This window comes from Streptomyces fulvoviolaceus (assembly GCF_000718165.1).
GTDB lineage: Bacteria > Actinomycetota > Actinomycetes > Streptomycetales > Streptomycetaceae > Streptomyces > Streptomyces fulvoviolaceus.
In genome coordinates, this window is sequence record NZ_JOEY01000016.1 from 172,340 (window position 1) to 185,909 (window position 13,570).

Sequence of the window (13,570 nt, forward strand, 5' to 3'; positions counted from 1 at the left end):
TTTTCCGGTGGAACATGCGACGAGTGACTAAGGTGGGTCAACTGGCCCTGTTTTCACACTCTTTGATCAATGGGTCCGCCGGTGTGCGTCAAGGGCGCCCCGGTGCGCGGAGGGTGGTGAGCGCGTCGGCGTGCGCCCCTCCCGACTCGGCCACGATCTCGGCGACCGTCTGCGGCTCGCGCACGGTCGCGAAGGTCACGCCCCCGGTCCCGTCCGGGGCGAAGCCGTAGACGCCCGGCCGGGCGAGGGAGTTGTACGCGTAGTGGTGCGCGAAGTAGTACGCGCCCGTGTCCAGCGCCGCCGCGTAGTCGCCCTGCTCCAGCAGGGGCAGTGCGCGCCCCTCGGCCAGCAGGTCGCCCGCGAAACAGGCCGGACCGGCGACGTCCTGCACCACCTCGGGCCCGGTCTTCGGCCGCCCCTTGCCGTCGTACGCCGTGATCCTGAGCGGCCACGCCTCCGGTACGTACACCGTCCGCGTCGCCACCTGCACGCCCGCGTGCGTCACCGCGACCGGCCGGCCGCCCGCGCTCTTGGCGTACTCGACCCGCGCCACCACCGTGCCGTGCTTGGCCAGCAGTGACCGCCCGAACTCGGTGACCAGTCCGTACCGCCCGTCGAACAGCCCCGGCACCGTCTCCCGCAGCACGCGCGCGTACTCCGCGTACGTCGGTGTCGTCACGTCCGAGGCGAAGTTCACCGGCAGCCCGCCGCCGATGTCGATCGTGTCGATCTGCGGCCGTCCGATGCGCCGGTTGATCTCCTCGGCGAGCGCATAGGTCTCCCGGATGCCCTGGGCCATCAGGACGAGCGGGATGCCCTGCGACCCGGTGTGCGCGTGCAGCCGGGTGAGCCAGGGCCGGTCCGCGTACGCCCGCACCACCCACTCCCGCGCCCCCTCGTCCCGCAGGGCCACCCCGAACTTCGAGGTCGCCGTGGCGGTGGACAGCGCCTCGATGGAACCCCCTCCCACCTGCGGGTTCACCCGGATCCCGAGCGGGGAGCGGCTCGCCGCCGACCGCATCAGGGCGTCGATCCGGTCCAGCTCCTGCGGGTTGTCCGCGTTGACGGCGATCCCCAGCGCCAGCGCCTCCCGCAGCTCGGCCGGTGTCTTGGCGGGCGAGTCGAGCACCGTCAGGGCCGGCGGCAGCCCCGCCACCCGCGCCAGTGCCAGCTCACCCGGGCTCGCCACCTCCGCGCCGATGCCCTCCTCGCGCAGCAGCCGCAGCACCGGCACCAGCGGGGTCGCCTTCACCGCGAAGGCGTGCAGCACGGGCGTGCCGGGCGCCGTGACCGCGTCGAACGCCGCCCGCAGCTCTGCCGCCGACTCCCGGATGCCGGTGACGTCGAGAAGGCCGACGATGGGGGAGCCGGGCCCGAGCAGGCCCTGCTCGACCGCGGCCCGCACCGCTTCGTCGCGGCGAGCCGCACGGTCCGTCCCGCTGTTGTTTCCGTCGCTCACAATGTCCCCCGTCATGTCGTCGCCCGTGCCCATGCATCCAGGCTCGCGCATCCGGCCAAATATCCGTTGCCCACCCGTACTGACGCGTCTGGCTATTGACTAGTTCTATTCAGAAAGCCAGGATGTGAATAACGGCAGCAACAATCCGCTAGGAGGCAGACCATGTCAGGACCCCGCCCCGTACGAGCACCGCGTGGTACGGAACTGAGCGCCCTGGGATGGCAGCAGGAAGCCGCCCTGCGGATGCTGCAGAACAACCTCGACCCCGAGGTCGCCGAACACCCCGACAAGCTCGTCGTCTACGGCGGCACGGGCAAGGCGGCCCGTGACTGGCGCTCCTTCGACGCGATGGTCCGCACGCTGCGGACTCTGAAGCAGGACGAGACGATGCTCGTCCAGTCCGGCCGCCCCGTCGGCGTCATGCAGACCCACGAGTGGGCCCCGCGCGTCCTGATCGCCAACTCCAACCTCGTCGGCGACTGGGCCAACTGGGAGGAGTTCCGCCGCCTGGAGGCCCTCGGGCTGACCATGTACGGCCAGATGACCGCCGGCTCCTGGATCTACATCGGCACCCAGGGCATCCTCCAGGGCACCTACGAGACCTTCTCCGCCGTCGCCGCGAAGAAGTTCAACGGCACCCTCGCAGGGACCATCACGCTGACGGCCGGCCTCGGTGGCATGGGCGGCGCCCAGCCGCTCGCCGTGACGATGAACGACGGCGTCGCGATCTGTATCGACGTCGACCCGCGCGCCATCGAGCGCCGCATCGAGCACCGGTACCTGGACGTTCGCGCGGACTCCCTGGAGCACGCCCTCCAGCTGGCGGTGGAGGCCCGTGACCAGCGGAAGCCGCTCTCCATCGGCCTCCTCGGCAACGCCGCCGACCTGCTCCCGCGCATGCTCGCCGAGGGCGCCCCCATCGACATCGTGACCGACCAGACCTCGGCCCACGACCCGCTCGCGTACCTGCCGACGGGCGTCGACTTCGACGACATGGCCTCCTACGCGGCCAAGGACCCGGCGGGCTTCACCACCCGCGCCCGCGAGTCGATGGCCAAGCATGTCGAGGCCATGGTCGGCTTCATGGACGCCGGTGCCGAGGTCTTCGACTACGGCAACTCGATCCGCGGCGAGGCCCAACTCGCCGGGTACGAGCGGGCGTTCGCCTTCCCGGGCTTCGTCCCCGCCTACATCCGCCCGCTCTTCTCCGAGGGCAAGGGCCCCTTCCGCTGGGCCGCCCTGTCCGGCGAGGCCTCCGACATCCACAAGACGGACAAGGCGATCCTCGACCTCTTCCCGGAGAACGAGTCCCTGGCCCGCTGGATCAAGCTGGCCGGCGAGCGCGTCCACTTCCAGGGCCTGCCCGCCCGCATCTGCTGGCTCGGCTACGGCGAGCGCGACAAGGCCGGCGAGCGCTTCAACGACATGGTGGCGTCCGGCGAACTGGCCGCTCCCCTGGCCATCGGCCGCGACCATCTCGACTCCGGCTCCGTCGCCTCCCCCTACCGCGAGACCGAGGCCATGCTCGACGGCTCCGACGCGATCGCCGACTGGCCCCTGCTGAACGCCATGGTGAACGTCGCCTCCGGTGCCTCCTGGGTCTCCATCCACCACGGCGGCGGCGTCGGCATGGGCCGCTCCATCCACGCCGGCCAGGTCTCCGTCGCCGACGGCACCAAGATCGCTGGCGAGAAGCTGCGCCGCGTGCTCACCAACGACCCCGGCATGGGCGTCATCCGGCACGTCGACGCGGGCTACGACATCGCCGAGACCACTGCCGCCGAGCGCGGTGTCCGGGTGCCGATGCGTGAAGGTGACTCGGCGTGAAGGAGGGCGGCAACACTTCGGTGGGGGCTGAGGTCTCGTCGCCGTCCGCGGGTCCGGCTGTGCCCACCCGTTCCGCCCTGCGGAACGACTGCCCACAGCCCGGCGGGCCAACCGGCAGCTCCTTCCACGCCATGTGGCGCGAGCTGCTCCCCATCGGGCGGCACCCCGACTCCCGCGGTTACCGCCGTTACGCCTGGACCGGTGCCGACGGCGAATGCCGGGCCTGGTTCAAGGAGCAGGCCGAGGGGCGTGGGCTGGTCCACGAGGTCGACCGGAACGGGAACCAGTGGGCCTGGCTCGGGGATCCCTCCGCCGGGGACGCCGTCGTCACCGGGTCGCATCTCGACTCCGTGCCCGACGGCGGGGCCTTCGACGGGCCCCTCGGGGTGGTGTCGTCCTTCGCCGCCCTCGATGAACTGCGCGGCAGGGGAGTGCAGTTCACCAAGCCCCTCGCCATCGTCAACTTCGGCGACGAGGAGGGCGCCCGGTTCGGGCTCGCCTGTGTCGGGTCGCGGCTGACCGCCGGGCAGCTCACCGTCGAGCAGGCGCACCGGCTCACCGACGGGGACGGGGTCACGCTGCCGCAGGCCATGGAGGCCGCCGGGTACGACCCCGACGCCATCGGAGCGGACCCGGAGCGGCTCGCCCGCATCGGCGCGTTCGTCGAGCTGCACGTCGAGCAGGGGCGGGCACTCGACCTCAGCGGAGACCGTGTCGGCATCGCCAGCGCCATCTGGCCGCACGGACGGTGGCGGTTCGACTTCCGGGGCGAGGCCAACCACGCGGGCACCACCCGGCTCGTGGACCGGCGCGACCCCATGCTGTCGTACGCCGAGACCGTGCTCGCGGCCCGCCGCGAGGCCGAACTCGCCGGTGCCGTCGCCACCTTCGGCAAGATCTCCGTCGAGCCGAACGGCGTCAACGCCATCCCCTCCCTCGTGCGCGGCTGGCTCGACTCCCGCGCCGCCGACCAGGAGCGCCTGGACCAGGTGGTCGACGGGGTAGAGAAGGCCGCCCGCGAGTACGCCGCCGCGCACGGCGTCGACCTCGAGGTCGTCCGGGAGTCCTTCACGCCCGTCGTGGAGTTCGACCACGCCCTGCGGGACGAACTCGCCCGCATCCTGGGCAAGGCCACCAAGGGAGCCACCGACCTCACGGTCCCCGTCCTCGGCACCGGCGCCGGACACGACGCCGGAATCCTCTCCGACCGCATCCCGACCGCCATGCTGTTCGTGCGCAACCCCACGGGCGTCTCGCACTCCCCGGCCGAGTTCGCGGCCGAGGACGACTGCGTGGCCGGGGTGACCGCACTCGCCGACGTACTGGAAGGGCTGGCCTGCAGGTGACCCACCCCCACACGCGGACGTACTGGCTGGAACACGCCTGGCTCGACACCCACGTCGAGCCGGGGGTGGCCCTGGACGTCAAGGACGGTCGCATCGCGGCCGTCCGCCAAGAGGTCCCCACCCCGCCCCCGGGCGCCGAGATCCTCCGCGGCCTCACCCTCCCGGGGCTGGCCAACGCCCACTCGCACGCCTTCCACCGTGCCCTGCGCGGCACCGTGCAGGTCGGCTCCGGCACCTTCTGGACCTGGCGCGAGGTCATGTACTCCGTGGCCGACCGGCTGACCCCGGAGACCTACCACGCGCTGGCCCGTGCCGTGTACGCCGAGATGGCGCTGGCCGGCATCACGGCCGTCGGCGAGTTCCACTACGTGCACCACGCCCCGGGCGGCACCCCCTACGCCGACCCGAACGCGATGGGCGAGGCCCTCGTCGAGGCCGCCGCCGAAGCCGGTATCCGCATCACCCTCCTCGACACCGCTTACCTCTCCTCCGCCCTTCTGAACAAGCACAGAGGGCAGCCGCCCACCACCCACCAGCTCCGCTTCTCCGACGGCAGCGCGGACGCCTGGGCGGAACGCTGTTCAGTTCTCAAGGACCGGGATCACGCGCGGATCGGGGCGGCCATCCACTCCGTACGGGCGGTGCCCGCCGCCCAGTTGGCGACCGTCGCACGGTGGGCCGAGGAGCGGCGGGCCCCGCTCCATGTGCACCTGTCCGAGCAGACCGCCGAGAACGACGCCTGCCGGGAAGCCCACGGCTGCACGCCCACGCAGCTCCTCGCCGAGCACGGTGTCCTCGGACCGCGCACCACGGGCGTCCACAACACGCACCTCACCGACGAGGACATCGCGCTGCTGGGCGACTCCGGCACCGGCACCTGCATGTGCCCGACGACCGAGCGCGACCTGGCCGACGGCATCGGCCCGGCGGTGGCCCTCCAGAGGGCAGGCTCCCCGCTCTCCCTCGGCTCCGACAGCCACGCCGTGATCGACCTGCTCGAAGAGGCGCGCGCGATGGAGCTCAACGAGCGCCTGCGCACCCGCACCCGCGGTCACTGGACGGCTGCCGCCCTGCTGCGGGCCGCCTCCGCCGACGGACACGCGGCCCTCGGCTGGGACGAGGCGGGCACCATCGAGGAGGGCGCGCTCGCCGACCTCACCACGATCGCGCTCGACTCGGTCAGAACAGCGGGGCCGGTGCCCAGGCTCGGCGCCGAGACCGCCGTATTCGCGGCGACGGCGGCGGACGTACGGCACACGATCGTCGGAGGGCGGCACGTCGTACGAGACGGGGTCCACACGCTCGTACCCGATGTGCCCCAAGCCCTCGCGCGGGCAGTCGACGCCCTCCGCACCTGACGACCACCCACGAGGACGCCATGAGCAGCACCACCGTCATCACCAACATCGCCACGCTGGTCACCAACGACCCCTCCCTGGGTGACGGATCTCCCCTCGGTCTGATCCAGGACGCGGCCGTCGTCATCGTCGGCGACCGCATCGCGTGGACCGGTGAATCAAGCAAAGCACCCGCCACTGACAACCGGGTCGACGCCGAGGGCAGGGCCGTCCTCCCGGGCTTCGTCGACTCCCACTCGCACCTGGTCTTCGCGGGCGACCGGACGCAGGAGTTCAACGCCCGGATGTCGGGGCGGTCGTACACCGCGGGCGGCATCCGTACGACGGTCGCCGCCACCCGCGCCGCGTCGGACGCCGACCTGGAGGCGAACCTCACCCGCTACCTCACCGAGGCCCTCCGCCAGGGCACGACCACCTTCGAGACCAAGTCCGGCTACGGCCTGACGGTCGAGGACGAATCCCGCGCCCTGCGCATCGCGGCACAGCACACCGACGAGGTCACCTACCTCGGCGCGCACATCGTGTCCCCCGACTACGCCGACGACCCGGCCGCCTACGTCGCCCTCGTCACCGGCGAGATGCTGAACGCCTGTGCCCCGTACGCCCGTTGGATCGACGTCTTCTGCGAGAAGGGCGCCTTCGACGGCGACCAGGCCCGCGCGATCCTGAGCGCCGGAAAGGCCAAGGGCCTGCACCCGCGCATCCACGCCAACCAGCTCTCCTACGGCCCGGGCGTCCAGCTCGCCGTGGAACTCGACGCCGCCAGCGCCGACCACTGCACCCACCTGACGGACGAGGACGTGGACGCGCTGGCCAACAGCGCCACCGTCGCCACCCTCCTCCCCGGCGCCGAGTTCTCCACCCGCGCCCAGTGGCCGGACGCCCGCCGCCTCCTCGACGCGGGCGCCACCGTGGCCCTCTCCACCGACTGCAACCCGGGCTCGTCCTTCACCTCCTCCGTCCCGTTCTGCATCGCGCTCGCGGTACGGGACATGGGGATGACCCCGGACGAGGCGGTGTGGTCGGCGACGGCGGGCGGGGCGGCGGCCCTCCGCCGCGAGGACATCGGCCGTGTGAGCCCCGGCGCGTACGCCGACCTGACCCTCCTGGACGCGCCCAGCCATGTACACCTGGCGTACCGGCCGGGGGTGCCGCTGGTCAGCGGGGTGTGGCGGCGAGGGGTTCGGGTGGTTTGACGGAGCGGGCCTTACCCAGTCTGGGCGGTCAGTTCTCGAGGTACCTGAGGACAGAGGAGGCGGCAGCTGAGCGAGGATTGACAGCGGCTATCGACGCCCGCATCTCTGGGAGCCGACCCGTCGCACTCACCATGTCGATGAACGCCGCTACCCGGTGGTCGAGTTGGAATTCATCATCTGCTCGGCCCGACGAATGTGTGAAGTCCTTCACCAGCCAGTGGGTGATGACCTCGATTGGTACTGACCGGAGCAAGACGCCGGTGAAAGAGGCGCACTGTTGGTCATTCAGACCACTCAGCAGCGACTTCAGCGGCACACTGAGTCTCCAAAACAGGTTCTCGCAAAGTGCCGTGGCTGCGTCCTCGCACCCAATTTCCTCCAGCCGAGTAATGATTCTCGTGTAGCGCCGGTCGTAGCTTGGAGTTCCCCGGAGTTCCCTGAGGAGGGTGAGGGCCACCATGTCCATCGGATCGAGAAGGGAGAGTGTCTCGACGACATCGCCTTCGTCCCGAGGGGAGCGGAGCAGGGCCTTCAACAGGCTCCCCCCTCGGGGGGACCAGCAGTCCAGCCATTCAGTGTGTAGGTGGATGACTTCCTGAGGCGATCGAACTGCCGCCGTCTCGTTGATGAGTACGGATGGAAGGTAACCCTTCCCAGGGTTTCGGACCAGGTGCCCGAACTCGGCCAACTCCTCCACGTCGCGGGCATGAGCAACTTCCGCGATCAGCCGATCCCTCCGGCTGTAGTCCCGCCGCTCCGAAAGCCACGCGACCAGAGCAGCGATCTCGCCGATGGACCGCCCCCAGGCCGCCTCCGCGACCTCTCTTGACGCCTCCCGCTGCTCGCCCGCCTCGACAAGCCTCGCCAACTGCTCTTTGAACAAGGCAAGTGGAAGCTGCGACTCGCCGCTCGTGCCGAGCCCGGTGGCCAGCTCTTCTTCCATGGCTCTGACCCGAGCTTCGAGGTCGGCGCAACGCCTTTCCGCCTCGGCCTTCAGAGAAGCGATCTCCGACAGCTCGGCCCTGAGCCGGGTGATCTCCTCGACGAGTCGTTCACGCTCCGTGGAGTGCTGCTCGGCCCGTTCGTGCAGCACGATCTCGGCCCGCTCCGCGCGCAGCAGATCCGCGGTCCAGTCCTGCCGTACGGCCTCCAGCTCTCCCTGGACCGTGCGGACATCCGTCTCCCGCTTCTCCAGCAGGTCGTGCAGGGCTTCCTGATGCCTGACCAGCATCTGTACCTTGCGCTCCGACTGGACCATCTCGGCGCGCAGGGCCTCCAGTTCGTACGTGGCGGGGCTGGTGACCTTGAGCGCGTCCAGTCTGAGTTGCGTCAGCCGGTTCCGTACTTCGGGTTGGACGGAGGCGCCTCGCCTAGTCTCGACCTCCCGTACCAGACGGTCTATGAAGTCCTGGGTCGCGACTTTCCGACCTCTCAGGTACCTGGAGACAATCGACTTGTCCATGGAGATGCGAACGGCGTATGCGTTCTGAGTGATCTTCAGGGTGTTGAACAGGTCGGTCAACGCGTTGCCCAACTCGGCAACTTCGCGCACCTCCCCCCGCTCCAGTTCCCATGAACTCCTGGCTGAGGGCGCTGACTCGGCCACTGCTCATCTCCCCATCAGTTGACGCACCGTTGGCAACCGTTGCCGCTTTCGCAACGTACCGGACGCCACCGACAGTGGACGGGTTCCCAGTCGCCACATCCGAAAGGAACGCATCCGTCATGGCACCGTCGTCCTGGTCAGCCGTCGTCACTAGGGCCCGTTGGGCCCAGCGGGTGCTCATCGTCCTCTTTGCGCTACTTCCGCTGTTCGTCGTGACACTGGCGTCCGTGCCGGCCCTCATCCTGCTGCCGTTCTTTCCCCGGCACAGCGCTGGGGCTCAGGCGATCGTGCAGCAGCTCATCGCCTGGACGCGTACGGCCCTGGTCTCCAGCAGAAATCAGTGATCGGCCGACTATACGGAACAGCCCCGTCACCGTCCTGGCTCAGAAGCCATGGGCCCAGCGACGCCATGACCATCCTGTGCGGCAGTGGTCCCCTTGGGACGGCCGCCGGTCAGGTCGTGTCGGGTGGCCTTACGGAGACCTACGGCGTCGAGGTTGCCCTGTTCGTGGCTCTCGTGGTCGGGGCCGGTGCGTCGACGCTGGCGCTCACTTGAGGGAAGCGGCTGTCTTGAGCGTCTCGACGAAGGTGGTGAAGGTGCCCGGCGGGAAGGAGAGGGTGCCGTGGGCGGGGGCCTTGGAGTCGCGTATTGCTATGCGAGTGCGGCGGTTTGCGATTTCCACGCAGTTGTTGCCGTCGCCGCTTCCGGAGTAGGAGGACTTCTGCCAGGTGTCGGGGGTGGTCACGGCGTGCCTCACAGTTCCTTCGCCAGTCCGTGGATGAAGTCGCGCGACCGTTCGGGGTCGAGTGACGCAGCTTCCACTTTACGGAAGAGCGTTCGAAAGGCGCCGAGTTGGGCTTCGGAGTCGATGAAGGCAGCGCCCTGGGGTGCGTCGCGGACTGCCGTGTCCAGCTTGGGGACGGCGCCGCCCACGTACATCATGGCGTTCGTGGCGCCGGCGAAGTCGTCCAGGTCGAAGGGGATGACGCGCACGGTGATGTGTTCCGCCTCGGAGAGCTCCAGGATGTGCGTGAGCTGAGAGCGGGCTGCTGTGCGGTCGCCGACTCTGATGCGAAGTGCCGCCTCGTGGATCACCGCTTCATACGGGATGGGCGCCAGTTGCTCGATGACGACCTTGCGCTCCATGCGGTGGCGGACACGCAACTCAAGGTCGTTCTCCGGAGGCTCGGGCACTCGGTACGAGAAGACGGCCCGTGCATAGTCCTCCGTCTGGAACAGGCCGGGCACGTGCAGGAACTCCACGTCCAGACGGTAGGTGGAGTGGTGCTCCAGTTCGGCGAGGTCCAGGAACGGTGTGGGCAGCAGCCCCCGGTACTCCTCCCACCAGCCGCGTGTCCGGTCGGTTGCCATGGCCGCCAGCGCCGCAATCAACTCGTCGTCCGTGCAGGAGTAGTGAGAGGTGAGCTGGCGGACACGCGCTTCGCTCACGCCCGCGGTTCCGAACTCGATCTGGCTCATCTGCGCTGAGTCCGTCCCGAGCAGTGCGGCAGCTTCACGTCCCTTGAGCCCTGCGGCCTCCCGCAGTTTTCGTAGTTCAGCGCCTAGGCGCTCCTGGCGTGCGGTGGGCTGTTTCCGGCGCGCCATGTCGTCTCCCTTGCCTCCAACTGCCCTGGAGCAGCACCTCGTTCGAGGGGCAGATTACGGCAACGACTTGCGCGGTCCCAAATTATGGCCCTACCGTCAGTGATGCGACGCACGCAGTGCGGAATGCCGGGATCCCGGAAGCGCACCGCCCCGTCCTGCCATGACGGTTGCGGCAATGCCACCGCCCGCCGCCCCGCAGGATTGCCGACTCCCCTTCCTCCTCTCCTCCTCCGACGGGAGCTCAGCCATGCCCGAAGACGAAACCGCCCCCTGGGAGTACACCCTGTACATCCCCAACGACCCCCGTGCCGTCACCGTCTGCCGCCGTACTCTCCGTCTCGTCCTCGCCCTGCACGGCCTCATCCGCCTGGTGGACACCGCCGAGCTGCTCGCGGCCGAGCTGGTCTCCAACGCCGTACGACACACGAAAGGGCCCGCCGCGCTGCGGCTGCGCTGGTCGGCCGGGGTGCTGCGGATCGGGGCGTGGGACGCGGATCCCGAACCGCCCGAAGCGCCGGGGCAGTTGGCGGAGCTCATCGGTGCGGAGGAGGGGCGGGGGCTCGCTCTCGTGCGGGCCTGCGCCGATCTCTGGGGCTGGCAGCCGCTCACCCGGAACGGCAATCGCGGCAAGTACGTGTGGTGTGACCTGGCCGCCGCCTAGACCGTTGATCACATCGGACAGAAAGGAGAGCCGATGGTCGGCTCGTCGCACGAGGCGCTGCACCGGATCTTCCAGAAGGATCCCGCGCTCCTGACCCGCGCCCTGCAACACGTGTTACGCATCCCCTTCCCCGAGCCGCGCGACTTCGCGGCGATGAACGTGGACCTCACCGAGATCGAGCCGGTCGAGCGGCGTGTGGACACGCTGCTGCGGGCGGAGACCGACGAGGGCGTCTACCTCCTGGTCGTCGAGTCGCAGGGTCAGCCGGACGAGAGAAAGCGCGGCAGCTGGCCCTACTACCTCAGCTACCTGCACGAGAAGTACCGCTGTGAACCGGTGCTCATCGTCATCACCCAGAGCAGCGCTACGGCCCGCTGGGCGGCGGAGCCCATTCATTTCGGGGTGCGGGGGTGTCCCTCGCTGACGGTACGGCCGTTCGTGCTGGGGCCGGACAACGTGCCGCTGATCGCGGACGAGCGGGAGGCCGAGCAGGACGTACCCCTTGCGGTGCTTTCGGCCATGACGCATGGCCGGGGTCGGCAGGCTCCCGCCATACTGGAATCCCTGTCAGCCGCCCTGCGGACCATCGACCCGGACACCGCCGCGGTCTTCGTGCAGTTCGTCGACTCATGCCTGGCCGACCCCCAGGCGCAACACATGTGGAGGGACCTCATGACGGCGATGCAGTACTTCTGGCGGCACCCACTGGCCGAGCAGGTGCGCGAAGAAGGACGAGAAGAAGGCCGTGAGGAGGGGCGGGCTCAGGAGAGGGCAGCAGCCATTCTGCGCACTCTCCAGTGGCGTCAGATCGACGTACCCGACGACGTCCGCGAGCGGATTCTCGCCTCCGCCGACATGGACCAACTCGACACCTGGCTCGATCGCTCCTACCAGGTAACCGACGCGTGGGAACTGTTCGCCGACGGCTCTTGAGTTGTACGGCTGTATGGCGGGGGGGGGGGGGGGGGGCCCCCCCCCCCCCCCCCCCCCCCCCCCCCCCCCCCCCCCCCCCCCCCCCCCCCACACCCCCCCCCCCCCCCCTCACCGCCGTCGCGACGGCGATGGCGGGGCGGATCACGCCGTCGTCGTCCACGGTGAACCTCAGGTTGTCGCCGTTGCGCCCGTCGACCGAGTCGCAGGACCAGACGCCGAGGCCCTTGTCGACGTCGCCCCGGCTGTCCAGGCAGAAGTCGGGATCGGCGGACGACTGCAGGACACCGCGTGCGGAGTCGACCCGCCAGCGCTGGCCGCGGCCGGAGTCACAGGGGGCGGTGACGACGTCCGTGCCGTTGTCGAACTCGCCGGCCACGTCCAGGCAACGGCCGGTGGAGACGTTGACCACCTGGGCGTAGGCGCCGCTCGGCGGGCGCACCGGCGCAGGTGTGGGACGTGCCGTCCTGGACGGCGACGGGCTCCTCGTCGGCGAGGGCGATCTGCTCGTGGGGGAGGGCGACGGTGTGGCCGAGACCGTCGCCGTGACCGTCACCGGCGGTACCGGCGACGGTCCCGACGGCGTGGGAACCGCCGCGCCCGCCGACTCCTGGGGCGCCGAACCGCCCCGCGTCAGCAGGAACACCAGCAGTGGCGCCAGGGCCACGCCGAGCACGGCCGAGGTCACCACCAAGCGGCGGGACGGCTGCCAAGTGCCGGACGGCGTACGGCCCTTGGTGACCGTCGCGCCGGCGTCGCGCGCCCCGTACGCCGTCCCCGCCCACGGCAGCAGCCCCTCCGCCAAGGCGCTGCCCGGCGTGTCCCGTAGCGCACACAGCTCCTCGTACGCCGTCGTGCAGTGCGGGCAGTGCGCCATGTGAGCCTGCAGGTCGGGACTCTCACGCGGGCTGTCCGGTCGTACGGACTCCTCGATGAGGCGGCGGAAGTCGCCGCAGCGCGGATCGTCGGAGGCGGCGAGTCGTGAGCGGAGGCAGGACCGGGCCAGGGACTGGAGGGCCTGGTCGGTGCCGTGGACCACGTCCTCGCGGGTGAGGCCGAGCAGGCCGGCCGTCCGCACCGGGGGCTCCTGCTCCACGACGCCGTACCAGACGAGCCCCTGGGCGCGGGCCGGCAGGGACTGGAACGGCGCCAGCATGGGCGGGACGGGGCCCTCGGGGGCCGCCGTGTTGAGGACGAGGAGCAGGCTCGCGTCGAGTCCGGCCGACCGCTCGTCCACAGCCCACGAGGCTGCCAACCTGCCGGTGAACAACAGGAGCTGGTGCCGCCACGGGACGCCCGGGTCGACGCCGCGGGCCGTTTCCCGCGCCGCGAGCGTGAAGGTCTGTGCCGCCAGCTGCCGTGCCGCGGAGTCGCTCGTGGTGCACAGGCGGGCGTAGGTGAGGACCGCCGGGAGGTGGCGGGCGCGGAGTTGCCGGAGGGCGGTGTACGCGGTGGCCGTGTCGGCGCGGAGCAGTTCCGTCAGCCGCGCGTCGGAGGCGCCCGAGTACGCCTCGTCACCGGTCTCGTCGGCCCGAGCCATCCGGCCACCTCCTCGCACCCCGCGAAGCCGTCCTGACGTAC

Annotated in this window: 11 protein-coding genes and 1 pseudogene; 7 read left to right on the forward strand and 5 right to left on the reverse strand. The window is 70.3% G+C overall.

Annotated features, from left to right (window positions below; all coding sequences use genetic code 11):
• Window positions 1-88 precede the first annotated feature (88 nt).
• Window positions 89-1,492, reverse strand: a complete 1,404-nt coding sequence (locus IG08_RS0119070) for a type III PLP-dependent enzyme domain-containing protein (RefSeq protein ID WP_030603551.1) — start codon at window positions 1,490-1,492, stop codon at window positions 89-91.
• 129 nt (window positions 1,493-1,621) lie between these two features.
• On the opposite strand from IG08_RS0119070, the gene hutU reads away from it, so the two are divergent.
• From hutU to hutI, 4 genes are all read left to right on the forward strand, one after another.
• A complete protein-coding gene (gene hutU / locus IG08_RS0119075) occupies window positions 1,622-3,286 on the forward strand; it encodes a urocanate hydratase (protein ID WP_030603554.1) in 1,665 nt (554 codons plus the stop codon).
• Window positions 3,287-3,417: 131 nt separating this feature from the next.
• On the forward strand, window positions 3,418-4,632 hold the full coding sequence (locus IG08_RS0119080; RefSeq protein WP_030603557.1) for an allantoate amidohydrolase: 1,215 nt from the start codon (window positions 3,418-3,420) through the stop codon (window positions 4,630-4,632).
• On the forward strand, window positions 4,629-5,990 hold the full coding sequence (locus IG08_RS0119085; protein WP_030603560.1) for a formimidoylglutamate deiminase: 1,362 nt from the start codon (window positions 4,629-4,631) through the stop codon (window positions 5,988-5,990). Before IG08_RS0119080 ends, IG08_RS0119085 begins: the two co-directional genes overlap by 4 nt.
• 20 nt (window positions 5,991-6,010) lie before the next feature.
• Window positions 6,011-7,186, forward strand: coding sequence for an imidazolonepropionase (gene hutI / locus IG08_RS0119090; RefSeq protein ID WP_030603563.1), 1,176 nt, complete (start codon window positions 6,011-6,013; stop codon window positions 7,184-7,186).
• Between the two features lie 28 nt (window positions 7,187-7,214).
• On the opposite strand, the gene IG08_RS0119095 is transcribed toward hutI, so the two are convergent.
• Window positions 7,215-8,792: a hypothetical protein gene (locus IG08_RS0119095; protein ID WP_158812258.1), complete on the reverse strand. Its 1,578-nt coding sequence runs from the start codon at window positions 8,790-8,792 to the stop codon at window positions 7,215-7,217.
• Between the two features lie 119 nt (window positions 8,793-8,911).
• Between IG08_RS0119095 and IG08_RS0119100 the strand changes: the two genes are divergently transcribed.
• On the forward strand, window positions 8,912-9,136 hold the full coding sequence (locus IG08_RS0119100) for a hypothetical protein (protein WP_030603569.1): 225 nt from the start codon (window positions 8,912-8,914) through the stop codon (window positions 9,134-9,136).
• Window positions 9,137-9,340: 204 nt separating this feature from the next.
• Here IG08_RS0119100 and IG08_RS0119110 read toward each other — a convergent pair whose 3' ends face one another.
• Together IG08_RS0119110 and IG08_RS0119115 are read right to left on the reverse strand one after the other, a co-directional pair.
• On the reverse strand, window positions 9,341-9,538 hold the full coding sequence (locus tag IG08_RS0119110) for a DUF397 domain-containing protein (protein ID WP_030603571.1): 198 nt from the start codon (window positions 9,536-9,538) through the stop codon (window positions 9,341-9,343).
• Window positions 9,539-9,546: 8 nt separating this feature from the next.
• Window positions 9,547-10,398 (reverse strand): helix-turn-helix domain-containing protein, encoded by an 852-nt coding sequence (locus IG08_RS0119115; RefSeq protein ID WP_030603574.1) that lies wholly within the window; start codon window positions 10,396-10,398, stop codon window positions 9,547-9,549.
• A gap of 247 nt (window positions 10,399-10,645) precedes the next feature.
• Here IG08_RS0119115 and IG08_RS0119120 point away from each other — a divergent pair, with 247 nt between their 5' ends.
• Together IG08_RS0119120 and IG08_RS0119125 are read left to right on the forward strand one after the other, a co-directional pair.
• A complete protein-coding gene (locus IG08_RS0119120) occupies window positions 10,646-11,059 on the forward strand; it encodes an ATP-binding protein (protein ID WP_030603576.1) in 414 nt (137 codons plus the stop codon).
• A gap of 33 nt (window positions 11,060-11,092) precedes the next feature.
• Window positions 11,093-11,992 carry a hypothetical protein gene (locus tag IG08_RS0119125; RefSeq protein ID WP_030603579.1) on the forward strand — a complete coding sequence of 300 codons (900 nt, stop codon included), beginning with the start codon at window positions 11,093-11,095 and terminating at the stop codon, window positions 11,990-11,992.
• Between the two features lie 94 nt (window positions 11,993-12,086).
• On the opposite strand, the pseudogene IG08_RS57190 reads toward IG08_RS0119125, so the two are convergent.
• Window positions 12,087-13,529, reverse strand: a pseudogene (locus IG08_RS57190) (ricin-type beta-trefoil lectin domain protein); the annotation flags it as partial.
• Window positions 13,530-13,570: the final 41 nt, after the last annotated feature.

Coding starts and splice junctions, on each gene's coding strand:
- IG08_RS0119070 (WP_030603551.1), bottom strand. CDS start 1,492: ATGGGCACGGGCGACGACATGACGGGGGACATTGTGAGCGACGGAAAC.
- IG08_RS0119080 (WP_030603557.1), top strand. CDS start 3,418: ATGTGGCGCGAGCTGCTCCCCATCGGGCGGCACCCCGACTCCCGCGGT.
- IG08_RS0119125 (WP_030603579.1), top strand. CDS start 11,093: ATGGTCGGCTCGTCGCACGAGGCGCTGCACCGGATCTTCCAGAAGGAT.
- hutU (WP_030603554.1), top strand. CDS start 1,622: ATGTCAGGACCCCGCCCCGTACGAGCACCGCGTGGTACGGAACTGAGC.
- IG08_RS0119115 (WP_030603574.1), bottom strand. CDS start 10,398: ATGGCGCGCCGGAAACAGCCCACCGCACGCCAGGAGCGCCTAGGCGCT.
- hutI (WP_030603563.1), top strand. CDS start 6,011: ATGAGCAGCACCACCGTCATCACCAACATCGCCACGCTGGTCACCAAC.
- IG08_RS0119100 (WP_030603569.1), top strand. CDS start 8,912: ATGGCACCGTCGTCCTGGTCAGCCGTCGTCACTAGGGCCCGTTGGGCC.
- IG08_RS0119120 (WP_030603576.1), top strand. CDS start 10,646: ATGCCCGAAGACGAAACCGCCCCCTGGGAGTACACCCTGTACATCCCC.